This window comes from Nostoc sp. DSM 114159 (assembly GCF_053470285.1).
Window position 1 is genome coordinate 7555791 of sequence record NZ_JBPFEH010000001.1, and the last position, 24650, is coordinate 7580440.

General features: G+C 38.9%; 19 protein-coding genes. All 19 read right to left on the minus strand.

The genetic code is table 11. The annotated features are described in order from the left end of the window. Positions 1-42: 42 nt before the first annotated feature. The 19 genes from ACR5KR_RS31835 to ACR5KR_RS31925 all read right to left on the minus strand — a co-directional run bounded on the left by ACR5KR_RS31835 (position 43) and on the right by ACR5KR_RS31925 (position 24527). Positions 43-1824, minus strand: a complete 1782-nt coding sequence (locus ACR5KR_RS31835; protein ID WP_448269288.1) for a ShlB/FhaC/HecB family hemolysin secretion/activation protein — start codon at positions 1822-1824, stop codon at positions 43-45. A gap of 541 nt (positions 1825-2365) precedes the next feature. Next, positions 2366-2533: a CopG family transcriptional regulator gene (locus tag ACR5KR_RS31840; RefSeq protein ID WP_322662451.1), complete on the minus strand. Its 168-nt coding sequence runs from the start codon at positions 2531-2533 to the stop codon at positions 2366-2368. Between the two features lie 396 nt (positions 2534-2929). After that, the gene (locus tag ACR5KR_RS31845) at positions 2930-4279 is read right to left on the minus strand and encodes a DUF4910 domain-containing protein (protein ID WP_448269289.1); all 1350 of its coding nucleotides are present in this window, start codon (positions 4277-4279) and stop codon (positions 2930-2932) included. A 193-nt stretch (positions 4280-4472) separates the two neighbouring features. Beyond that, positions 4473-5390, minus strand: a complete 918-nt coding sequence (locus ACR5KR_RS31850) for an NAD-dependent epimerase/dehydratase family protein (RefSeq protein ID WP_445629169.1) — start codon at positions 5388-5390, stop codon at positions 4473-4475. A gap of 40 nt (positions 5391-5430) precedes the next feature. Beyond that, positions 5431-6315 carry a hypothetical protein gene (locus tag ACR5KR_RS31855; RefSeq protein ID WP_445629170.1) on the minus strand — a complete coding sequence of 295 codons (885 nt, stop codon included), beginning with the start codon at positions 6313-6315 and terminating at the stop codon, positions 5431-5433. Between the two features lie 158 nt (positions 6316-6473). Continuing rightward, positions 6474-7031, minus strand: coding sequence for a dTDP-4-dehydrorhamnose 3,5-epimerase (gene rfbC / locus ACR5KR_RS31860; RefSeq protein WP_445629171.1), 558 nt, complete (start codon positions 7029-7031; stop codon positions 6474-6476). A gap of 45 nt (positions 7032-7076) precedes the next feature. Next, positions 7077-7715: a PIG-L deacetylase family protein gene (locus ACR5KR_RS31865; protein ID WP_445629172.1), complete on the minus strand. Its 639-nt coding sequence runs from the start codon at positions 7713-7715 to the stop codon at positions 7077-7079. 11 nt (positions 7716-7726) lie between these two features. Further along, positions 7727-8524, minus strand: a complete 798-nt coding sequence (locus ACR5KR_RS31870; protein ID WP_445629173.1) for a sugar phosphate nucleotidyltransferase — start codon at positions 8522-8524, stop codon at positions 7727-7729. 39 nt (positions 8525-8563) lie between these two features. Next, positions 8564-9829, minus strand: coding sequence for a methyltransferase domain-containing protein (locus ACR5KR_RS31875; protein WP_448269290.1), 1266 nt, complete (start codon positions 9827-9829; stop codon positions 8564-8566). A 19-nt stretch (positions 9830-9848) separates the two neighbouring features. Then, a complete protein-coding gene (locus tag ACR5KR_RS31880) occupies positions 9849-10877 on the minus strand; it encodes an NAD-dependent epimerase/dehydratase family protein (RefSeq protein WP_448269291.1) in 1029 nt (342 codons plus the stop codon). A 3-nt stretch (positions 10878-10880) separates the two neighbouring features. After that, positions 10881-13424, minus strand: a complete 2544-nt coding sequence (locus ACR5KR_RS31885; protein WP_448269292.1) for a glycosyltransferase — start codon at positions 13422-13424, stop codon at positions 10881-10883. Between the two features lie 50 nt (positions 13425-13474). After that, entirely contained in the window at positions 13475-15472 is a 1998-nt protein-coding gene (locus ACR5KR_RS31890; protein ID WP_448269293.1) for a tetratricopeptide repeat protein, read from the minus strand. A 387-nt stretch (positions 15473-15859) separates the two neighbouring features. Beyond that, positions 15860-17140 (minus strand): calcium-binding protein, encoded by a 1281-nt coding sequence (locus ACR5KR_RS31895; protein WP_445629178.1) that lies wholly within the window; start codon positions 17138-17140, stop codon positions 15860-15862. 109 nt (positions 17141-17249) lie between these two features. Then, entirely contained in the window at positions 17250-17420 is a 171-nt protein-coding gene (locus ACR5KR_RS31900) for a hypothetical protein (RefSeq protein ID WP_445629179.1), read from the minus strand. Between the two features lie 6 nt (positions 17421-17426). After that, positions 17427-18689: a nif11-class peptide radical SAM maturase 3 gene (locus ACR5KR_RS31905; protein WP_445629180.1), complete on the minus strand. Its 1263-nt coding sequence runs from the start codon at positions 18687-18689 to the stop codon at positions 17427-17429. A 243-nt stretch (positions 18690-18932) separates the two neighbouring features. Continuing rightward, positions 18933-19346, minus strand: coding sequence for a Nif11-like leader peptide family RiPP precursor (locus ACR5KR_RS31910; RefSeq protein WP_445629181.1), 414 nt, complete (start codon positions 19344-19346; stop codon positions 18933-18935). 72 nt (positions 19347-19418) lie between these two features. Further along, a complete protein-coding gene (locus ACR5KR_RS31915; protein WP_448269294.1) occupies positions 19419-22511 on the minus strand; it encodes a tetratricopeptide repeat protein in 3093 nt (1030 codons plus the stop codon). 539 nt (positions 22512-23050) lie between these two features. Beyond that, complete coding sequence (locus ACR5KR_RS31920; RefSeq protein WP_445629183.1) at positions 23051-23302, minus strand: hypothetical protein; 252 nt, start codon at positions 23300-23302, stop codon at positions 23051-23053. Positions 23303-23738: 436 nt separating this feature from the next. Beyond that, entirely contained in the window at positions 23739-24527 is a 789-nt protein-coding gene (locus ACR5KR_RS31925) for a peptidylprolyl isomerase (protein ID WP_448269295.1), read from the minus strand. Positions 24528-24650 lie beyond the last annotated feature (123 nt).

Sequence of the window (24650 nt, forward strand, 5' to 3'; positions counted from 1 at the left end):
ATTTTAGGTTGCCCAAAACAGTATAGTTTTGAAACGCTCGCTTCAAAACGGGGAATAACGCAGTGAAAAGTACAAGCCATTTTCTTGGAGCGATCGCCTTTCCCCGTCCACTGAAATCAAAGGAATGCCCCAATCTATGCGGGCCAAGAAGTCATCACCCTGTTTCCATAACAGCCCCAACCCAGTACTAACAAGCGTACTCGGTGATGGATTTTCGCCTTTGGTATTCCAGCCTTTACCTACATCAATGAAGGGTGTCAGTTGCAGCACTCCGCCAATTTTGGCAGCGCGGACAATTGGGACTCGAAATTCCGCCGAAAATAACAAGCCATTATCTGTGAGTAACGCATCTTGGCGATAGCCCCGTACACTTAGCTGTCCACCTAGACCAAATTGCTCTAAAGGCACTAAGGAATCTGTTGCCAATTGGAAATCGCCCCTAGCTAAAAATAGAGTATCTGGTGCTAATTGCCGTACCCACTGCGCCTGTCCTCGCCAGGCGAAAAAGCGGCTATCTGGTTCATTCTCACTGATATTAGCATCGAACCAATCTACACCAAAACTCAATTGCGATCGCGCCGCAAAAACATACTGGTTGCTTCGCTGAGTATATTCTTGAAAAAAGCGCAGGGCAGAAATATTGGTTTTTCCGTTCGGATCTGCACCTGGGGAAAGTCGAAACGGCCCAATGTTATCAATACCCAACTCAGTTTGACTTTCCTGGCGCGAGAACGATAGCCCGACTGCCAACTCTTGGGTTGGTTTTTGGATCAGTGGTTGCCGATAGCCCAATTCGTAAGAGCGGGTATTTGACTGAATATCAAGGACACTAAATGGTTCTTCAATCACGTGGTTCCACCCTTGGCTAAAACCGAAGGATACAGTGCCATTACGGGCATTAATCGGCAGCGTGTAATTGACATTGATGGTATTACTGCCATCGGTATTGGCGTATCCCACACTCAGGGTATCGCCTAAGCCCAATAAATTGGCTTCTTGCAGATCCACTCCCCGACGAAAACTGCCCACACTTGGCGATCGCCCATTATCCAGGCTTGCTGCCAGTTTAAAAGTTTCTGCTTCTTTAACCTCCACTTGCAACACATTGGTTCCCGGTTGCACGCCTGTCTGCAACTCGGCTGACAGGTTTTGAATCCGCGGATCGAGACGGAGTAGTTGCAGCTTTTCTATTAAGTGCGGTACATTTAAGGGTTTTCCCGCACCAAGTTTGATGCGATCGCGAATGTATTGAGTGTGTAATCGCCTATTACCGACAATCTTAATTTCTTGCAAACTACCCTCAATCACCTGAATTTTGATTGTCCCAGCTTCTATTGTCTGCGGTGCAATCAATGCCCCTGTGGTGACATAGCCGTTATCAGTGTAGAGTTTGGTGATGGCATCTTTAACTTGCAACAACTCTGAAAATGTCAGTTCCCGTCCCACAAAGGGATTTGTGACAGCGGCAAATTGTTCTGCTTTGAAAACTGTACTGCCCAAAACTTCAATGCGATCGACCCGAAATTTGGTATTAGGGTCATTCTGCTCCAGAATCGGCTGATTCGGTAGTTTTAGGGATGGAAGCAATTGATTTTCGTCTGGTGGCTTGGGTAGCACATCTGACGGTAACGGAGTCTCAGGAAAATTATCTAACCGACCTGGGGGTAACGTCTGAGGTTCAGGAGTTTGGGCGATTGCATCCTGATAGTTACACAATATTGCGGCGATCGCAAAGCTGAGTGTTATAAATCCAGCAAAAATCCTCAGTTCGCCCACGAACTTGCTTACCTTTGGCTGATTTATAACCAAGGTTTTTTTAATCATTATTTGTAATTAAATAAATTAGGGATTAAATTCTTAATACTTTGGAAAGTATAAGTAAATAAGTGGTAAGTACTATATCTAACTTAAAAATTTTCCGAAAAGATCAGTAATATTACTAATTGTCAAAAAATAGTTCAGGAGGAGAGCCAGATACAATAAGGGTATTTTGCGCGAAAAAATGGATAAATTACTGCTTAAAAACAGCCACAAAATTTGAAATTTGGTGGTTTACAAAACACTTGCAGACTCACTACCGCTATAAGTAAGCAAGTTAGTAAGAACATCTTGATGCTGAATTCTACCTTTTATTCAATTAATTTGATATTTTTAATTATGCAAGTGTATCAAAATAATTGCACGATGTCCAAAGCAAAAGTCAGAGCGAAGATTTCCTCGGCTCTGAACTTTGTAAGAGAGTATTCTTATTTAAATTCCCTAACTTTACTTATAGGGATTCACTGTTAGCTGATAACTGTTAAGCATCATATTTCACTGACAAATTAAAATGTACTTATCCTGTTTCACTTTTTTGCAGTTTGATTCATGAGCTTTCAGAGGCTTTTTCATCTTTAGGATAAAGAGAGCGAATTAACTCCCGAATTACATCAGTTGCTGGTCTGCCAGTGGTTGAACAGTATTGTTCAAGCTTCTGTGCCTCGCCTGATGTGAGATTGATTGTAAGTCGTTTAACAGCCCATTTTTTATTCATGTACTAGACAAGGTATGTTTTTGAAACTACTTCTCTAATATCAATCATCTAAACTGCTCTTACAATGGTATAAGTAATGACATTTAGTTCAAGTAATCATGAAGTTAAATAGGATATTTTTCCCAGCAATAGCGAAAATATGAAGTATGTTCTAGATTATAAAGTTAAGCTAATTTCTAAGCAGTAATTATAAATAGGATGTAAAAATAATATTAAATAGATGAATACAAAATAAGTATTCTCACAGAACGTTGAAACGCAGAGGGACACAGAGTATAGCGCAAAGGAGCGCAAAGTAAGTTTTGAGTCTATTCGCTACGAAATCAGGGTTAGCTGTGCTTAGTTGGTTTTAATTGTTAACATTGATTCTGACTTTTGTTAGCGGATAGCTAAGGTTTAGCCCATTCTGACTTCTGAATTCTTCTTCAATAAGTCATGTGTTAATAATGTATCGGCAGCAGATTTAATTACATCAAATGACATTCCCGACTTTTCTGCAATATCTAATAGAGTATGCTGACCGTCAGATAAATTTAAAACCCACAGGATTGCCATTTCATTTAGCCCGCTATCTTTGTTACCACCAACTGCTCGATATATTCCTCTTTTACCTAACTGTGGCTCACATTTAGGATTTTTGTTGTAGTAGATTTCGTTATTGTTGAGGATATGCAACATCGAATGACATTGAAAGAATGACTCGGCTAGATATTGGGGTTGAACGAAATTTAAATCGTCTGCTGAGGTATGGTATTCAGGAAAACTACCATGAGGCGATCGCATGAAGCAACCTACAGCTAAATTAAATCCAGGCGAGCAATATTGTCGCTCATCATAACCATAGGGGAAGAAATCTATAATTTTGTGATCTTGTTTGGAATTTTTGAGTACATAAGCAGCAACTTTATCGATTTCAGTGTTACCTCTACGGCTTTTTTTGTAAGTAAAGTTGCCTGCATCTCCTAAACAAGTTAATACCAAACCATGTTTAATGTTATTGACTTGAGCTTCATTGAGAGCCAACCATGTAATTGAGCCAATGGTTCCGGGAATCCAGAGAAATCTATAGGAATATCTTGGTGTAGTTTGACTTAAATATCTAGCCAGAAAAGTAGCGATCGCAATTCCCGAAAGATTATCATTACACAGTGAAGGATGACAGGCATGGCAAGAAATCAAGACTTCATCAGTACTGTCTCCAGGAATATAATACTCACCATAAGTCAAATAACCTGGTTGCAAAGAAGAATCAATACATACTTCATATTCTTCATCTTTTAGTTGCAAATACTGATTGTGAGTCAGGCAAAAACCCCAACTTTCCTTGTAATATGAAGTTCGGTAAGGAATCCAATTAGGATAATCAACAAGTGTAAATAGATGTGATTTAAGTTCTTGAAGAGATATTTTTTGATATATAGGAATACTATAGTTAACAACGTGTAAATTTGAATTAGTCAAATCTACAATCTTTTCACCTTGAGAGTTTTTAATATAGGCATCTTTAATATTCCACTCATTCGGAACTGTCCAATCAAATACCTCTGTTCCGGTTGGCACTTCATGAACTGACAAAGGAATATACTGCTGGAGAATTTTTAAAGTTTCTCTAAAACCATTACCTGTAATACTACGGCAAATGGGATATAAATCAGAAATTAGTTGGTAAATTTCTAGACTGATATCCTTTAAGTTCAAAGAATTTTTTAGCTCGACTAAATTAATATTCTGAATATCTGCAACCATAAATAGAATCCTTACTAACTTGTGTATCTAATCTTTTATCCTGAAATCAAGGGGTATCTTTCATGTCTACACATAGTATCAATTGAGTTAGGGTTTAAATTTTCAACTCAAACTGTCTTTAATTTTGAATACTTCTCCTGGCGGAGAGGCTACGCCAACGACAAGCTCAGTACAAGTTTTGAATTTTTAATTTTTAATGATGTTTTGTATACCAATTTACAGTCAATTCCAAGCCCTTATTTAGAGGAATTGAAGGTTGCCAACCGAGTTTATCGTATGTATAAGCCGTATCAGCTACTCTTATTCTTTCCATCGGGCGCTCAGGTAAAGCACCAAATAGAGGCTGGATTTGAGGGTTAACCAGATTAACAAGCTGGGACACAACTGCATGAATGGGTACTAGTTCTCCCGAACCTAAGTCGAATGTACAACCCTCTATACTAGGAACTTGTGTTGCAGCCAGAAGTCCTGCAATCACGTCATCGATATAAATCCAATCAACTTGACGCTTTCCACTACTAAGTTTTGGAGCTTGCCCTTGCAACAAGGAAAGAATAACAGAAGGAATGATTTTATACACATTTTGTCCTGGCCCATAGGTCATAAAGGGTCTAACAAGAACTACAGGTGTCTGATAGAGTCGATGGAACATCCGACCATAAGTACTGCTAGCAAATTTCGCAATAGCGTAAGGAGAAGAAGGAACTACTTCAGGACGATCTTGTTCTGGTTCTTCTAAAGAAGCTATTAACACAATGCGACTACAACCAATTTCGGCAGCTACCGTCAATAAGTTAATAGTACTAGTCAGTAAACTGTGAAAGGTAGGCAATATAAACTCTAGATTCGGAACTGCTGTTACAAGACCGGATAAATGGAAGATGAGGTCAGGTTTAATGCTGTGGAAAAGATTGTGAACAAACTTAATGTCTTCCATGTCACCGTGCCACCATCGCAAGCAGCTGATATCAGAAGTATGAAAACTGCGAGAAACAGCATGTACTTCTGTACCATCGTGGCATAAATGACGGACTAAATGAGATCCTAGAAATCCGCTAGCACCTGTAATTAGTATTGTTTGTCCAGACAATTTTTCAACAGAGTTTACCATTTATTGCTTACACACTGGAGTTGGGAAAACAAAAGTTATTCTACAAGAGATTGTTTGTTGTAGACAACAACAATGTGTCAGTAATCGGGTAGAAGTCAGTGCCTCGTAAGAAGTCGCCTAAAGAAGTTCCTGTACAAGCTGAATCAATATTTGGCGCACCCTTTTGAGCTATGACATCATCAAAATGCACAGTTCTAAAGTCAATACTAAAACGGGTATAGCCTGATGTGTTGGGAATAGTGGAGTGCATCTGCGCTCCTGAAAAGAGAATCATGCCACCGACTTGTGTAATTAACTCCAATTGCGGCTCCATTTCTAAAGTTTCTTCCGCATGGGGTTGCTTGCGCGTATCTGTTTGAATGTGCTGTGCCGCATTTTTGCGACTTTCTTTAATCCATTGAGCGTAGTTATAATCTCTTGAGGTATTCTTAACTGGTTGACTCCAGTAGCGCGGATGGAATGCCATCGCATTCTCTGGGGTAATATCGTAGACAGGAATCCACCAGTTGATCTGGCACTGAGGAGCAGAATACCAGGTGTCACGATGAGGATGGAAAGCGTAAGCAAGGCCAGCAGTCAGATAGCGATCGCTGGTTGCTGTTCTCAGGCGAGGTACATCGAAATAGGTTTTGTTCAAGTCACATCCACTTTCTTTCAAGATGCCTTGAATAAGTTGTTTAGATTCAGGGTGATGGATAAAAGCTGGCTTGAGTTGTGCTAAAATATCAACGTATTTCTCTACAGGCAAGCTATGTTGTGCTTCTCTGGGATCTAAAGGGGCAAATGCTTCTTCAACCATGCCACGAGCAAAATCACATAGAGCGATCGCACTGGCGCAAGGAGAAAAGACAAACATTTGTCCATTATAAAGATGCTTGCGTCTGATTTCATCACTAAAAATCGAATCAAAATAAATTGTACTCACTTCGCCCTCATTTGCTGTAACAAAGTTTGAACACAGTGTTAAGTATGAAAATCAAAATTTAATTTTTCAAATTTTGATTTTCTGTGTCTGTGCCCTCGTGCGTTCCTAATCCTATATTTACTCAGCAACTATATATTTTTAAATTGCTCTTAAAAGTCTTACATTACCGTAGGCGTTACAATTTCTTTCGATTCAAATAAACTCCAAGCCCGATCTTTATCCGAAATTTCAGTCACAGATAGAGGCCATTCAATACCAAAAGCTGGGTCATCATAGCGATACCCGCCAGCATATTCTGGTGCATAAAAGTCACCCATTTGATACATCACCTCCGTCTCATCGCTGAGAGTTTGAAAACCGTGAGCACACCTATCTGGGATATAGAGAGCAAGACGATTTTCAGCAGTTAACTCTATACCAATATGAGATAAATAGCTAGGAGAATCTGGACGCAAATCGATAATTACATCATAAATAGCCCCCCTGATACAACGCACCAATTTTGTTTCCTGAGAAGGAGGCATTTGATAATGCATACCCCGCAATGTTCCTTTTTTATAGTTAAAAGATAAATTGCATTGGGCAATAGTAGGTTTTAAGCCACGATCTTGAAATTCCTGAGTACAGAAACTCCGAGCAAAAAAGCCCCGAATATCTTGGTGCAGTTCTAAATCAACAATAAATGCTTCTTTTATTTTAGTTTCAGTAAAGATCATAAATATTACAAATTATGAAAAGAAATTAAAATTATTTATAATTTTTTAGAAAAACATTTTTCTACAGTAAAATGCTTCAGCATATTTACTCGGTGAATTTGATTCAATCCCACGAATTCTGAGAATTGCACGAAAAGTCTCTTCTGTAAACCACTGCTTATTATTCTGGGTAGCAAACGCATCCAAAATATATTGAATTTTTCGACAGCAGAGTGTTTCATTTAAATGAACAAAGAAATTAGGAATACCCAAATCCCCATCATATTTGGGTATTTCATATTCTAAAATTAAATGATTTCTAAAGGTATTCCAAGTCAAGTCAGAAATTAAGCGGTGATCTTGGTGGCGATCGTCTCGATGATGAGTAAAGATTATATCTGGTGAAAATTCTTGCTTCAACTGTTCAAAACATTCCTTTACCTCTATTCCTGCAAAAGGCAGAAAGCCATCTCGAAAATTTTTAATGATAATTTTCTTGATTGGGATTTCTTTTAAGAATAGATTAGCGCTTGCAGTTGCTTCTTCTGCTCTTTGTTCATTAGAACTAAAGACAACCCAATAGATAACAACATCTTGATAACTCTCTATCAGCTTTAAGATTGTGCCTCCACAACCAATCTCGATATCATCACAATGAGAACCGAGACAAAGAATTTTGTACTCAGATTCTTCTGTCTTATTCAACCTAAGTTGGATCATATATGGTCAACTTGTACTTGTTGATCTCCCCAAACTTCCCAAGGTCTTCTACCTTGAGCATACATATCATCCAACTGTTGTTTCTCTTTAAACGTATCCATTACTCCGAAAAAGCCAGTGTATTTATATGCAAAAAGTTCTTCTTTAGCAATCAATCTTTGAAAAGGCTCAAGGACAAGTTCTTCACCATAATTTATGTAGTTAAAAATCTCTTTTTTAAAGATAAAATATCCTCCATTAATCCAAATATCACATTGCTTTACATCTTGGATATTTTTTACCAAACCATCTTCTTGCATATCAACTAAGTGGAAAGTTTGGCTTGGTCTGACACACAAAAAACTACCAATTTTATCACGCTGATAAAAATTATTGATATACGTTGGTAAATGTAAGTCTGTCAAACCATCACTGTAGTTAGCTAAAAATACTTCTTCTCCTTCTAGATACTTTTCTACTGCTTTGAATCTTTGACCAATGTTGGCAGTTAACCCTGTATCTACAAATGTGATATTCCAATCTTGAATATCTCGATTAAACAACTCAATTTTGCTTCCATTGGAAAGGCTAAAGTTATTAGAAAGCCATTCATTGTAATTCAAAAAATAGCTTTTAATTAGGTCAGACTTGTAACCAAGACATAAAATAAAATCCTTGTGCCCATAGTGAGCATAATATTTCATGACATGCCATAATATTGGCCGATAACCAATATTCACCATTGGCTTAGGAATACTTTCTGAATATTCTCTCATTCTGGCTCCTAAACCACCGCAAAATAAAACTACTTTCATGTCACTTACCCCTTTTTGACGAGCAAAAATATTAAATACTTAAGAGTAGACATTAACTTCAGGAATTGGTACAACAAATTGACCTCCCCAATCCCGAATGTAAGCCATTTGTGTCATAATTTCATTTTTCAGATTCCAGGGCAAAATTAGTATATAGTCAGGCTTGGTTTCGGCAATTTTGTCTGGATGAAAAATCGGAATATGAGTGCCTGGTAAAAATTGACCCTGTTTACAAGGATTGCGGTCTACTGTATAGTCAAGGAAATCTGTACGGATACCGCAATAGTTTAAGAGAGTATTTCCCTTACCTGGAGCACCGTAACCAACAATCGATTTTCCCTTTCGCTTAACTTCGATCAAAAAATCTAATAAGTTGCGTTTAGTTTCTTTAACTTGTTCTCCAAAGGAAAAATAGTATTCTAATTGCGTAAAGCCAGCCGCTTCTTCTCGATTTTTCAGTTCTGATACTTGGTCGCTAATAGGTTTAGAAGAGTCTTCATTGTGGCGGGCATAAATTCTCAAAGAACCACCATGAGTAGTTAATTCTTCTACATCAAAAATTGTCAAACCGTGAGCAGCAAAAATCTTGTCTACGGTAAGAAAGGAAAAATAAGAGAAATGCTCGTGGTAAATAGTATCAAACTGATTTTCCTCGATTAAACGCATCAGGTGGGGAAACTCCATAGTAATTACACCATGCGGTTTGAGGATAATTTTCATCCCTTTGACAAAATCATTGAGATATGGTGTATGAGCAAGGACATTATTTCCGAGTAATAAATCTGCTTGTTTGCCCTTAGCGACCTGTTCTTGCGCTGTCTCCTGACCAAAAAATTTGACAACTGTAGGAATACCTTTTTGAATTGCTACCTCAGCAACATTTGCTGCTGGTTCTATTCCCAGCGCCGGGATGTTTTTGGCAACAAAGTATTGCAGTAAGTAGCCATCATTGCTAGCAATTTCTATGACCTGACTTTCCTGGTTTAATTGGAAACGTTCTACTACTAAATCAACGTATTGTTTGGCGTGTTGTAACCAGCTATCAGAGTAGGAAGAGAAGTAAGCGTAGTCACTAAAAATATTTTCTGGACTAATGTATTCTTGGAGTTGAACTAAAAAACACTTCTCACAAACATAGACATGCAGAGGATAAAATGGCTCTACTTCATTGAGTTGTTTGAGACTACGATAACTTTCGCAGGGAGGAGACATACCTAAATCTACGAAGGTATGGTGTAAGCCTGTCTCACAGAATAGACAGTTACCAGTTATTAATTGATTATTTGTTGGCTGAAGTAAATTCATAACTTATTATATGAAATTTTTAAACAGTCTGCCAAAAGAAATCTCGATCTATTTGCTGAGTGCGAATGAGGTATTCTAATTGTTTCAGGCGAGTAAAGCCTCTAGACTCAAATGTTCCTCTATCCATATCAATTTGCTGGAAGACATTATATAGTTGTTGGGCACCGCGATGGGCATCCCATTCACATTTGAATCCTGGTAAATTTTCGTTAATTTTATTAAATAAAACCCGGTAGCTGCGGTTATCAGGATCGTGTTTACCAAAGCTCAATTGACAATCTGTAAAGACATCTGCAACTATTTGAGCAATTTGTTTGACTTGATAGTTGCTATTTGTATCGCCGACATTGAAAATTTGGTTGTGAATTAGATCGCGCGGAGCTTCTAAGGTACAGGTAATTGCTTTGCAGATATCCAATAAATGCACTAGAGGACGCCAAGGTGTACCGTCGCTATTCATCTTGATTTCTTTAATTGTCCATGCCCAACCGGCTAGATTGTTTAAGACAATATCAAAGCGCATTCTGGGAGAAGCGCCATAGGCTGTAGCATTTCGGAGAAAGGTGGGAGAAAAGCCATCATCAGCAAGGAGTTTCACATCCTGTTCGACAAGTGCTTTGCATTTGGCATAAGCTGTTTGGGGATTGATGGCGGACTCTTCGCTAACGTAGTCTTCAGTGGCAAAACCATAGACACTGCATGATGAAGTATAGACAAAGCGTTGGATTTGGGCTGCTTTCGCCAGTTTCGCTATATGTACTGAGCCTTTGTGGTTGATATCGTAGGTGATATCAGGGGCTAACTGACCTAAAGGATCGTTAGAGAGTTCTGCCATGTGAACTATTGCTTCTACGCCTTGTAGGTCTTCTATTGTAATGTGGCGGATGTCTTTGTTGAGGGTTTTGGCAGTTACCTTGGTGCCGTTATATAGCCAACCTACTTTATAAAAGCCAGTATCTAAACCAATAACTTCATGACCTTGTTGGATCAAGAGGGGAGCTAATAATGAGCCGATATAACCTTCAGTTCCAGTTACAAGTATTTTCATATCCTATAGTGCGATCGCAGTTTGTGGGGGTTTTAATTCAGTAGGAATATTGTCTATAGGTGCTAATAGCAACTTAGCAATGATTGCTTCGCGTAGGGGAGCGGCTTCATCTTGAGTCAACAAAGCGAATAACTTTGCTACTGCTTGTGGGGAGCGATCTATTTTGAGGGACTCTTGCAGTATAGACAAAGCTCCGGCGATATTGCCCACCTGGAGAGGAATTGCTGCTCGTGTCAGACAATAGTTGAAATTTTGACTGCGAGCTTGGGCGGTAATCTTGGCGCGCTGCTCAATGGGAAAATAGGTATCAGAAATTTCAATCGCATGGCGGATAGCTTTTGGCATCTTTCCAGAAAGCCAATTTGCAGATGTCAATTTTTGGGTATGTTCGCGATAACGTGCCAAAATGCCTGGTTCGTACCACCAATCGTAATTAGCAGCATAGCGTTTAAATATTTCCCAGTCAGAAATTTCAGTTAAGTTCGGGTAATGCCCTCCTAACTGTTCGTAAGCGGTTCGACGAATGACTATTGCAGGTATGGTTACTAGACCACAGACACCAATCTGGGACAGCCAATTTGTCATGATGCCTCTGTGTTCTCCATACACCGAAACTACTTCTCCAGTGTTGATCGTTGCTCCTTTTTCGTTCATATATTCAAAACCGGTACAACCAACCCCAACTGTATCTGGGCAAGTTGCCAGACTTTGCTGGAGGCGTTCATAAAAACCTGGAAGTACACAGTCATCATCATGGAGAACATGCACCCACTGACCGCGACTCAGGGCAATCCCGGTGTTATAATTTCTCGCTCCACCAATATTTTCTTGATTGCGGTAGTAGCGGATTACTCCTCCCCCAATACTGTTTACTAGATCGAACAACGGTGTTGTACTGGCATTATCCATTACCAGAATTTCCATCTGCTCTGCCCCAGGCCATTGCACTAAGACGCTAGCCAGACATTCCAGGAGATAATCGGTGCGGTTATATACCGGAATCACTACAGTCCAAAATGGTCGAGGTTTGTCTGGGTCTGTTACAGGTGGAATTGCTGGAAACTGATAGTCGCCAACAGTAACCTCACTTTGAGGAATCGGGGGAGTAACGAGGATTTCTGGAGTGATGGCAGCATCAAAGTAAGCAGATACGGCTTTGGCATAGTGAGGATTGAGTAAAGTTAATGCCTGACGATACACAGAAATCGCCTCTGCTGTCTTGTTTTGAGCTTGGTAAACCTGACTCAAACGAATGTAGATGTTCCAGTTTAAGGGATTGAGTTTTAGGGCTTGGCGATATGAGGCGATCGCTTCTGACCATTCAGCTTCTTCTTGCAGGATGTTGCCTAAGCTATAATATGTCTCTGGCGAATTTGGGTCAAGAGCGATCGCTTGACGATAATAATTAATTGCTTTCTTAAAATCCCCTGCAATTGTGCAAGAATGTGCAAATTTCTGATTTAAATCCGCGTAGTCCGCTTGTTGAGCTTTTGATAGTTTACCTTGCGCGTTCAGAGCGTTGCCTAAGTTAACTTTTGCTTCGGCAAAGTTGGGCTGGAGTTCTAAGGCTTTTTGATAACAAGTAACTGCTTCATCAAACTTACCTTGTTGTTCTAAAGTATAACCCAAGTTATTATGTCTTGCTACTAGCTTTGACTCTAAGGCTATTACATCAGGCAGAGAAGCAAAATCGAAATACAAGAAAAACTTTTGGTAAGGAATATTTTGAAAATTTTTATTTTCTTGCTTAAATTTTGGAGATAGTAAAATTAATTCTTTATCTCTATTTCTTTTCTCCATATCGTTCAGTTTTTCTAAAAGCTCACCATCTAATTCTCTGCCGCCATTTCTCGAAAATGCGTTCTTCTTTAACCAATGTGTGTGCCAGAAAATAAAGCCTAAATAATAAGGTGTGATGCCTTGAAATTTAATTGCTTCACAGAATGGAATTTTGGCATTTTTATCGAAAATATTTTGTGGTGAAACTGTCCAATATGCCACATCTCCATCACCAGAAGCAACACATTTTAAATTTGTGTAGTAGTTGGGATCGTTTGGACGTTGATATAAATTTATCCCTGAAAAAAATAAGGCTGTATTTTGCAGAGGATTTTGCTTCAAATAATTATAAATAATTTTTAATTTATCAGGAATACCTATGCAATCGCCGTCGATATAAACGCAAATTTTATACTGCGTCTGACTAAGACCAAAATTAGAATAAAAAACGAAAGAATGAATGTTGTTTACATCCAATTCAACTTGTTCTTTTGTACTAAACGAATAGACGTGAGGTAAGTAATGAAAAGCCCGTATTTTCTGAGGGTATTTTTGTGTAAATGCCTCTATTATTTGAGGAGTTTTGTCTGTACACTGATGAAACACAATTACCAATTCATCAACATAATCAATCCAAGATTCGATCGTTGGTGCCAAAAATTCCTCTTCATTACGAACTCGCATCAGACCGCTGATCCCATCTTGTCGATTTTGTGGCTCAAAAGATGAAGTATTTATAGTAGGATGCTCAACTTGACTAATTGACATAGTTTTTTAGTCCAAAACTCGAAAATTTTTGCTTTTTCCTAAACAAGTCTTTATAAAGGAAGTGATATCAATCTTGAGGCAATTTCTTCACGCAGAGGAGCTGCTTGTTCTTGTGTTAACCACCGGAATAACTTTGCCACTGCTTCCGGGCTACGATCTATTTTTAAAGCTTCTTCTAACCCTTGCCAAACTCCAGCCAGATTCCCAGCCTGTAGGGGAATTATCAGCGATTCTAGACAATAAAGAAAATAATGACTCCGGGATTGGGCGGTAATTTGTGCCGAGTATTCAATAGGAAAATAACTCTTTGAAATTTCAATTGCACGGCGGATGGATATCATCTGTTTCCCAGAGAGTAACAGTTGGCTGGTGACATTGTTAGCATGTTCGCGGTAACGAGCTAAAATTTCTGGTTCACACCACCAATCGTAAACAGAGGCAATGCGTTTATAAACTTCCCAATCGCTTGTATAAGTCAGTTCAGGATGATATACGCCCAATTGTTCGTGTGCTTCTCGACGAATCACTACAGCAGGCATATTCAATGAGTTACTAACTCCAATAATTTGCAACCAATTTTGGGCAATTCCTCGCTGTCCATAGATTTGTTGGCTGAAAATTACTTCCCCTTTTTCGTTAATATTTTCATAACCTGTAAAAGCGGCTCCTATAGAATCTGAAGACCCTTCTAGACTTTCTTGTAGCCGAGAATAAAAACCTGGGAGAATATAATCATCGTCGTGCAGTAAATGAACCCAATGACCGCGAGTTAGAGCAACTCCGGCATTCCAATTTCCTGGCAAACCGAGATTTTGCGGATTGCGATAGTAGTTGATTATTCCTTGTCCGATACTATTCACCAGTTCAAATACTGGCGTTGTACTAGCATCGTCCATGACGATGATTTCCATCTGCTCTTCTCCTTGCCATTGGGTCAATACACTCACAAGGCATTCGAGTAGATAATCTATGCGGTTATATACAGTTACCACCACACTCCAGAAAGGACGCTTATTTGTATTTGCTACGGTTGGAATAGTCGGAAAGCTGTATTCTCCTACAATTACCTCTCTTTGGGGAATTGAGGGCGTGACTGGTGCTTGTTGAGGAATTTCAGCATCCTCACTAGATACTAACGCTTTGGCATAGTGAGGATTAATTAGCTTTAATCCTTGTCGATAGGCAGAAACAGCTTTTTGGAATTGGTTGAGTTGTTGATAAATTTTGCCTAAATTGAGGTATAATTCTCCATCGTTGGGATTAAGTTCTAAAAGTTTTTGGTAGGATGCGATCGCCTCTGCTAATTCTCCTTGTTCTTGCAGCGCCAAAGCCAAGTTATAATGGGCTTCTAACAAATTTGGTTGTAGTGCGATCGCTTGCTTGTGACAAGTAACAGCATTTTTCAGATCCCCTGCTTTTTTCCGGGCAACACCCAATTGATTATTTAATTGTGCATAGTAGATTTCTCGATCGCTGGAGAGCTTACCTTGAGCGTGTAACGCATTGCCCAAATTAGTCTCTGCTTCGATAAAGTCTGGCTTTAACTCTAAAGCTTTTTGATAATAATTAATTGCTTCTTCAAATAATCCTTGTTGTTGCAGAGTATAACCCAAGTTGTTGTAAATTGGTAATGAATTAGGTAATAAAACTAAAGCTTGCCGATAAGCTTTCTCTGCTTCGGAAAACTGTTCTTGAACTAAATGCAAATTACCTAAACTGAACCAAGTTTTCACAGAATTTGGTTGAATTTGTGAAGCCGCACTTAGCCACTGTTCAGCAGTTTTGAGTTGCCCCATCTGCTGCGCTAACATCCCTAATCCATATAAAGCTTCATGGTTATCGGGTTGTTTTTCCAGAACTTGACTATACAGCAGTTCTGCCTCCAATAAACTATTGTCTCGTTGCTGTTGAACAGCTAGTTCCAGGATTTCAGCTACTTCTGTTTGATTTAGCAATTCAGCTTCATCCTTGTCACCTGACTGATGCTTTTGCACCGCAATTTGAATAAGAGATTTAACTTTAGATTCTGAAATATTTGTAGTATTCATAACCCTGTAGTATCTATAACTATATTTGAATTTGATATTATATTGTTATAGATTACTATAATTTCAGAACATAAGTGATAACTATTAATAAAATATTTTCCCTATTTTTGCCTGTTAATCAAGCAAGGCTATTTAATTAAAATAAGGGAGAGATTTTGTCAACAGTATGGACGAGAAATAAGCTTGAAGCTAGCGATCGAACATTACCAAGTCAAGTAATTTCAGTGCGTACACCATAGGGTTTGCTGTTGGCAAAACCTCTCCCAGAAAAGGTATCGACATTTTCTTGTACAATCAGATTTTTTTTACTCACCCGATTGTTTTGACTGAGATGCTTGTCAATCAAAGTCTGTTAGGAAATGAAACGAGCAATTAGCCTTAAGCAAATTATATTATCGAGCTGAGATCGCTTGCACTCACGTTTGAAAATAGTATGCTTTGTTGAGGATTATTACCGATAGACAAAATATTACCGATAGACAAAGTATTACCGATAGACAAAGTATTTAAGGTGAGAAGAGCGCCATCGCTGGTATCTGTAATGTTACCTCGACTTCCCCAGCCATCTAATACAAGCTTGTCAACACCAACCTGGAAATCTTGAATTACATCAAAGTCTTTTTTCGACAAGGTATCGGTACGTTTGAAGGTAAATGTGTCATTACCTTCGCCACCAATTAAGACATCATTACCACTACCACCATAGAGTGTATCATTGCCTTTACCGCCATAGAGTGTATCATCGCCTTCGCCACCATCTAGCGAATCATTACCTTGGCCGGCGTCGAGGTTATCATTACCTCTTTTTCCAGATAGCTTATCATCCCCTAAGCTAGCATAAAGTTTATCTGCCCCGTTGGTTCCCGTCAGATTATCCTTCCGAATCGTGCCGTAGATAACATCTTTACCCAGGTTGCCGATTAAAGTATCTCCTGCCAATTCAACAGAAGTAGTATTAATTTTGACTATAGTTAAGTTGGTATTGCGATTAAAATTCCGTTCATAACTACCAACAGCACTACCATTGAGGAAATCAGTACCATTGTCGCCATCAATATCATCATCTTTATCACGACTGTCAATTGTGACATTGCGACTACGACCAAATGTTAGATCCCCGATTTGATCGGACGAGACTAATTTACCCTGGATGCCAAAATAATCTAAAACTTTGGCTTTATTGGGATTTGTGGTATCTAATACTAAAAAAGTTGTTGTCGACTGACCCTTGTTATATTCAACGTCAGGATTTTCAATTTCTTTAGCTGCCAATTTTAAATCTGCTGAAAAATCAAAAGAGAAGCTTTCATTACGACCAACCGCAAAACTAGCAAGTACCTTTGCTTCGCTGTTGGAAGTACCTTCAAATTGACCACTTAATCCAACTACAGCAGCCTTAGTGAAAAGTGATGAAAAAGTTGGATCGAAACTTGCTTGAGCCTCAGCAATTGCAGCAGTTATACCACCTTTAACTAAGGTATCTGCCTGAGTAGCAGTTAAAATGCTTGCAGCACTTTCACTATAGTTAGAAAAAGTAGCATCACCTTCAGCGGTAACAAAATTAGGACTAGGATCGGGCTTGGGATCGGGTCTATTGTTGAGATTAGTTCTACCATTGAAAGAAAGTAACTTTGGAACTGTCAGTGTTAGACTTATTCTTGATGCCATAAAAAACCTGTGTTTATTTTGTTAGTTAACAAATTTGCACGTAAATATTTTGGGAGTAGTTCTCTCCGATATTTACGAGCTAAATCTCTTGATATCCCTAATGAACCTGTTAGCTTTTATCCAGGATTTGCTTCGCTTTTAACAGCACTTTGAAATAGGTTAATTGACTATTCCAAGCGGAACGTGGAAGTAGTGGAATTTTCTCTAATTCTTGAGATGATGATGACTCAAGGTCAGTTTTTTCCGCTGAAATTGTGTTAATTTCGGAATTTTCTGCCATAATTTATTATCTCACGATAGAGTAATAAAGATCGGGTTCTTTTTGCCAACTTTCCGACCACTGAATGCTATCAGCAGTAAAGTGTAATCGGTCGTTTGCTGGCAATAAAGTATCTGTAGGCTCGACAATTAGCTCAAATTCGCCATTATCAAATGGCAATCCTTGCGCCTTTACTTTGGGAAGTACACGCTCTCTCATACCTTGTTTGGCATGAACAAGAGCGCGATGATGACAGTAAGGATTATTACCTCTCTTATTAAAGAAAACATGGGCAGTCCAACTGCAACCCCCACGACAAAGTTCAGCGTATTCGCAGGTTTTACAGAAACCCCACAGGTGTTTTGTACCTTCAGGTGTTCCTGCTCCTAGATTGAAGCGTAGTTCTTCTGCACCTTCGATAATATCATGCAAGGTCTGTTCTCGAATGTTACCACCTGTATAGGCAGTAGTCGGCAGTGAGGGACAACCCTTTATCGCTCCGTCAGCTTCAATTCCCAAAGTGGAGAGTCCTGCACCACAACCTTGCCAAAATGAGAAGTCATCCTCCTTTCCCCGTCCCCGCAACAGTCGTTCATAAGGGCCGTAGTAACCAATGTTATTTCCCGCTTGAAGTTGCACGCCTTCTTGGTAAGCACGACGCGCCACGCGCGCAAGCATAGGGTAGATATCTAACAGTTCGTAGGGTTGGAGGAGGATATCTGCGTTATCGGCGGCATTTCCCATTGGTACAGTTAATTGAATTTGCCAAGCACGAGCACCGGCATCACGAATGCACTCATAAATGCACGGAAACTCTGGCGCTGAGAGGCGGTTAATTTGGGTGTTGCAACCAAAAGAAATACCGACTTCTCGCAGATGACTCATGGTCTTAAATGCATATTTCCAAGAGCCTTTCTTTCCCCGCAGACGGTCATGAGTTGCTTCCAAGCCATCAATAGAAACAGAGACGGTACGAATTCCCGCTTCCTTCATTTTTTGGGCGGTTTCTAAGGAAATGCCATAACCGCCTGTAGTCATACCACATAACATTCCCGCCTCGTTGATAGCTTTGGCAATTTCCAGCCAGTCTGGACGCAGAAATGCTTCACCACCAATGAGAGTAACTTCTTTAATGCCAACTTCTGCCATCTGCTTGACGAGATCCAAAGCTTCTTCTGGGGAAAGTTCTTTGGCGCGCTCATGTCCTGCACGGGAACCACAGTGACTACAAGCTAGATTGCACTTTAAGGTAATTTCCCAAACTGCGTAGCTTTTGCGGTGATGTGTCATAGGTTAACTCTCAATCTCAACCCTCAAAATAACCCTCTTTTGTCAGAGTGGGAAACTCCAATTACTAAAACCCTTTTGCCGCTTCACTTTCCGCTATTTAATTAATAAATAGTTACTGTTAGAAAATAAACTCTCAAAGCTGGATTAATTCAAAGTCTCAGAATTTGGGTTCGATTATTGTTTTCCGAGAGTGGCAAAAGAGGGATAAACTAACGCATTCTATTTCTTCATCGTTTTATCGGGTTATTGTACTTCTGTTTGATTAAAAACTACTCCATATAACGGTTGTATAGGTGGAGTTATTGGCTTTGGATTTGGTTTAGGAATCCATTTACATTTTTTAAGTGGTGGTTTTCCACATTCTTCGGGAGGCGAGACTATAACACCATACAATGGTTGAGCGACTGAGTTTGAAAGCCCGCCAAAGGCTCCTACTAATTCCTCTTCACTGAGGTCGTCAAACTGTCCTAGTTCTTTTAATTCCAAGATTTTAATTGAGGCTGTTTCAAATTCTTCTTGAGAAAAATTATAGCCACCTTCTTCCATGACTTTTATCACTTCCTCAATCTTATCACTCATCAATTGAGTGTAAAAAGCCTCGTCTTTAACTAGTCTGATTATGAACTCTTTAACTTTCTCGAAAATTGTTAATGACATAAATTTTACCCCCTTAATTTGAAAGTTGAAGTTTAGATTGATGGTAATTGACGATCGCGTGAAATAACCCGTTTAGCTAGAAACTTTTAGTGAGTCCACTTGTGTAACTTTTTGTTGCTGGTTTTGGTAAATCTCTCCTAATTTGATGTTGGCTTCCTGGTGTTGGGGATTGAACTCCAAAGCTTTTTGATAGCAAGCGATCGCTTCTTCTAGCTCCCCTTGTTCTTGCAGTACTACCCCCAAGTTATAATGAGCATCTACCAAATCAGGCTGTATTGCGATCGCACTTCGATAGTAAGCAATAGCAGTTTGCCATTCACCTCCTTCTTGCTGGGCAAAGCCCATCTGATAATTCAATTCTGCGTAATAGGCTTGTTTTTCTGGTGAAAGCTTCCCTTGAGCAAACAGCGCATTCGCTAAATTGATTTCTGCTTCTATGCAGTTGGGCTGAAATTCCAGAGCTTTTTGATATGATGCGATCGCATCCTCCCACTTCTCTTGTTGTTGCAAGGTGTAGCCCAAATTGTTGTATATTGTCCCTGCATCTGGTCGCAAAGCAATCGCTTTTCTGTAAGCGGCTTCAGCTTCTGGTAATTGTCCTTGGCCTTGCAGCAAATTGCCTAAACTAAACCAAATTTTCACGGAGTTAGGTTGAACTTGCGAAGCTGCACTCAAATGTTTCTGAGCTTCTTGCAACTCACCTTTGTGCTGTACCAGCATCCCTAAATTGTATAATGCTTCTGAATAGTCTGGTTGTTTTTCTATTACCTGACGATATAGCTGTTCGGCTGTATCTAGGCGATTAGCTCGATGCTCCTGAAGTGCAAGTTGAAACAGTTCAGCAACATCTTTAGCGTTAAATTGTCTTGGTTTATTAACCAGTTGCAAAATAAAATCTTCTAGCGCTCTGACGGGCTTTAAATCGCCATATAATTTATGTTTATTTTCTGCAACTTGCTGGGAAATATATTGCCGATATTTAGCATCTTTCCCCAGACGGATGGCGATTTGGACGTATTCTGATTTATTTGAAGCGATCGTCTCTTCGATACCCATCATCTGTAAAATTGCTAGAGAATGCCGCGATCGCATCAGTTCTCCTGGTAAAGTGACAACCGGAATATTATGAGCAATAGATTCGAGGGTGGAGTTACATCCAGACCAACCAATACTATCTAAGAAGACATCTGCTAAAGCTGTAGTACCAGCAAACTTCCTGTCATTGAGGAAAGACAAAAACAAACAGTGATTTTGATAATCTAATCCTAATTCTGCAAAAGCATGATTTAAGCGCTGGCGAAACTTTTCTGTAATTTCTTCACTTTTGCTTTTAATAAATACAAATTTAGAATTACCTAATTCTTTAGCAATAGAAGGGAAAACATCATCATGATTGGGCAAATATTTATATAATGACTGACAACACCAGAAGAAAATATCATCCTCTTTTAAACCTATATCTGGTTTCTTAATTTCTTCGGGTGGAATTGCTAAAGGCAGATAATGAATAGATAGATTGGGTAATCTAACTAATTTTTCTGTATAATGTTCTTGAGCATTTTCGGGTTCCATTAAGTCACTGCTCAAGTAATAGTCGATTGTCGGGAGTCCACTAGTCTCAGGGTGTCCCCAAGATGTCATTTGAATTGGCGCTAATCTCAGACAACCCAGTTTGATCGCCATTGGGTCCATCCCAAATTCTGGGAAAATCAGGATATGTAATCGATCTTTTGTAATCACCTCACACCATTGTTCAGTTGAGCGTACACCTTGAACAAATTTATCAAAAGTCTTGGTGGCACTCATTGTTGAGTAATCTTTTTTGTCTCCAGTATAATAACCAAATAATTCAAACTCACTTCGATCTATATTTTCTACCCAACCTTTAATCGGAATTTTCCAATTAGAATGACTAGATAAAAACCCAGAGACAATACCAATCCGAACCTTTTGATTTTTATCTAAATTTGGCAGAACCAGCGGCTGACAATCTTGGGGATAGCGACTCGACATAATCTGGAAAATCATTTCTCCATAAGTTCGCTGTAAATCTCGGTCATTTAAACCTTGATATGTCAAATAAAAAGGTTGAAATGCTCCCACAGCTTCAGATGCTTTTGCCCGTTCTTCCTGATTAGTTAATTCATAATGTTTAGCTAAATCTTGCAAATACTGTTGATACTGATTTCGTCTGAATGCAATTTCATCAACATTAGAATAGATAACTGGTAGTTGGCTCATACAAGCACCAAATTTAGCCATATTATAGTTTGGGTTCACTTTTACGGCTTGCTCAAATGCCTGGATTGCTGCTTCTATTTGATTATCGTCTCTCAATGCTGTTCCTAAGTTGGAATATATATAATCAACATCAGGTCGAATTTTAATCGCTTTTTGATAGGATTCTATGGCAGCATCAAATTTATTTTGTGCCCTGAAAATATTTCCTAAGTTGTTATAGGTGATTGCAAAATCAGGTTGAATACTTAAAGTTTTTTCGTAAACTTCTATTGCTTCTGCAAATTTCCCTTTTTCTTGGAAAAGATACCCTAAGTTGTGATAGGCGTAATGATAGTCTGGTTTAATTTTTAGTGCTTGTTGGTAAGAATCGATGGCATCATTGAATCGCCCTTGTTTTTGGAGTACTTCTCCTAAATTAGTATAAGATGATACCAAATCTGGCTGCAATGCAATAGCTTGGCGATAATATAATTCTGCTGTCTTGAAATCGCCTGCCTTTTGCTTACCTAAAGCAAACTGCTCGTTCAACTCTGCGTAGTGGGCTTGTTCTTCTGGTGACAGCTTACCTTGAATGTGAAGAATATTTTTGATATTAATTTGTACTTCTATGCTGTCAGGGAGAATTAAGAGTGCTTTTTCATAACAGGCGATCGCTTCTTCCAGTTTACCCTGTTGTTGCAGACTGAACCCCAAACTGTTATATATTGCCCCTGCTTCAGGTTGTAATTGCAAAGCTGCTTGAAAAAATTGTTCTGCATTCTGATATTGTTCCTGTTGCTGCGCCAGCAGACCTAATCCATAGAATGCCTCTGACTGTTGGGAATCTACATCTATAATTTGACGATAAATCTCTTCAGCTTGGGTGAAGCGCTTACTTTGATAATATTGACTTGCGAGTTGGAGAGCATCAGGAATTGTGGTCACGTCGCTTTGCTCCAAATTTAAAATTAACAATCCCCATAAATAAATTTAGGAGCTTATATCCTTTTATTTATGGGCTATAAATACAATCTTTTTTATTTAAAATGTTTTTTGTTCCAATATCTGCAAGGAACTCAGGCTTTTGAAACTTATAACTGATATCGATTGATATCATATCTGCTTGGTTACTTCTTAAACTTAATTAACAGGAATTTTCCTCTTCTCTACCTTTCGGGGGTCTTAGAGAAGCTTAAGGCTACGATAAAATCTTTGCTCTTATGACTATTAGCCCAGAGTTTTAATTCAGGGCGGGTAAATAACACAGAATGCAATTGGGTTGAGGATTAAATGTTCTAAGTTGTAAAACTTTATTGCAGAAACATTTTTTTAAGACCAAAGGGTGTATTTTTGGTAAAAGCCGAAGGCTCAAATGAGCAAAGAGCCTTCGGCATTTATCAATATACTAAGCTTTTGAGCCTAACTCTACTTGCAGAAGTTAATACTTTTTGTAAGTAGAGTTTAATTATTACTACTTGTTACTACTAGTTGCTAGTTTGAGCAAAGCTTGATGACGAAGCAGTAGCACTATTAGGAGTAACGGTGGCGTTAGTAAAGGTTACGGCTACATTGTTGAGGCCGCCGGTTGCTGAAGCATCTGCATCAGCTTGTGCAACGCTGTTGAATTTTACAGGGGGCTTGGGCTTAATTATGATGATAACTGGCTTCTTATAAGAAGTACCACCAATAATTTCTTCAGTGGTATTTTCCAAGTAGTTCAGATCAGAAATAATCATTTGAGTTCTCCTAAAATTTGTAACTGTTGTTGGGAATATTTGGTCTAGCCAACTTGTTTCATTTGGCTATACATCTAATATACTTTATTCCTCAAAAAAGTCAATGCTTTTTTGAGGAATTTTTCATTAAAAAAACTAATATATTTATGTTGGAAAATAATCATGTCTAGTCTTATTTGAAGTTAAAAAAAACTGCATGACAAATTTAAGCAGAAATAAAAATAATTACTGCCTAGCAAGAGTTATAGCAATTAAATTTAATTTTGAAATAACGCAAATACAGCACTTTGTATATATATTCACAAAACACTAAAAAGGAGAAACTATTAAGTTTTGAAGTAGATAAAATCTGTATCTGCAATATTTTTGAAGCCTCAACGAATCTCCCATAACTTAGGTAGATACTTAGCAACAAAAACATTTGAAAATTATTAAATTATTTAGTCTTGGTGTATAACATATCTATTAATTCCTCTTGTGAACTGTCTGAGTCTATTTGAGTAACTATTTTCATCGTGGTGATTTGTTGCTTTAACCAATCAGAAAAGGATTCCGTAATGATTTTTTGGCGCAACTGTTCATCTAATTGGGGTTGAATAATTTCTTCCACCCAAATTAAATACACTCCCTTGGGAGTCGTTATCGGTTTGAGAGCTTCTGGTGGTGCAGCAGCAAAGACAGCGGCTGCAATCTCTGGACGAAAATCTTTGCGGTATCGGAGTCCTTTGTATCCATAAGCACGACGAGCTTCTGGTTCTGAGATATATAGACGAGCAATATCTGGAAAACTGATTTCGCCTTCTTCTAGGGCATAAAAAAGCTCTAAAGCCAAGTCTCGATCCTCGAAGACCACTTCGTAGGTAACGGCGGCGATATAATCTAGCTGATGTTCGTAAAAGTGCTTTTCCAGTTGATCGGAAAATAGATGATTCGCTAACTTCCGCGAAAGGATGTTGTTGTAGGCTAATTCTTCAAACTGATCCACAGAGAGGTGGTGTTTTTCTAGCCATGACCAGGTGTCTTTAGCTTTGACAAGCTTCTTGGCGAACCTTAAGTTATCTCCTTCTTGCTGTAGTTCTTCTGGCGTGACTGTAATTCCTGCCGCTTGAGCTGCTTCGGCAATAATACTTTGCGATGCGATCGCTTCTACAACAGCAGGTATCTGACAGGAGAGTTTAAGATTGTGAATGATATCTGAGGTAGAAATGGTCAGATTGTCGGGCATAACACTATATCTCCAATAATTCAGGGGATTGGGCATCCCTTCTCTGCGAGACGCTAAATGAACGGCTTACCTCGCAACGCTTGGTACAAGTTGCTCAGAGCAAGTGAGCACGCGGCATTAATT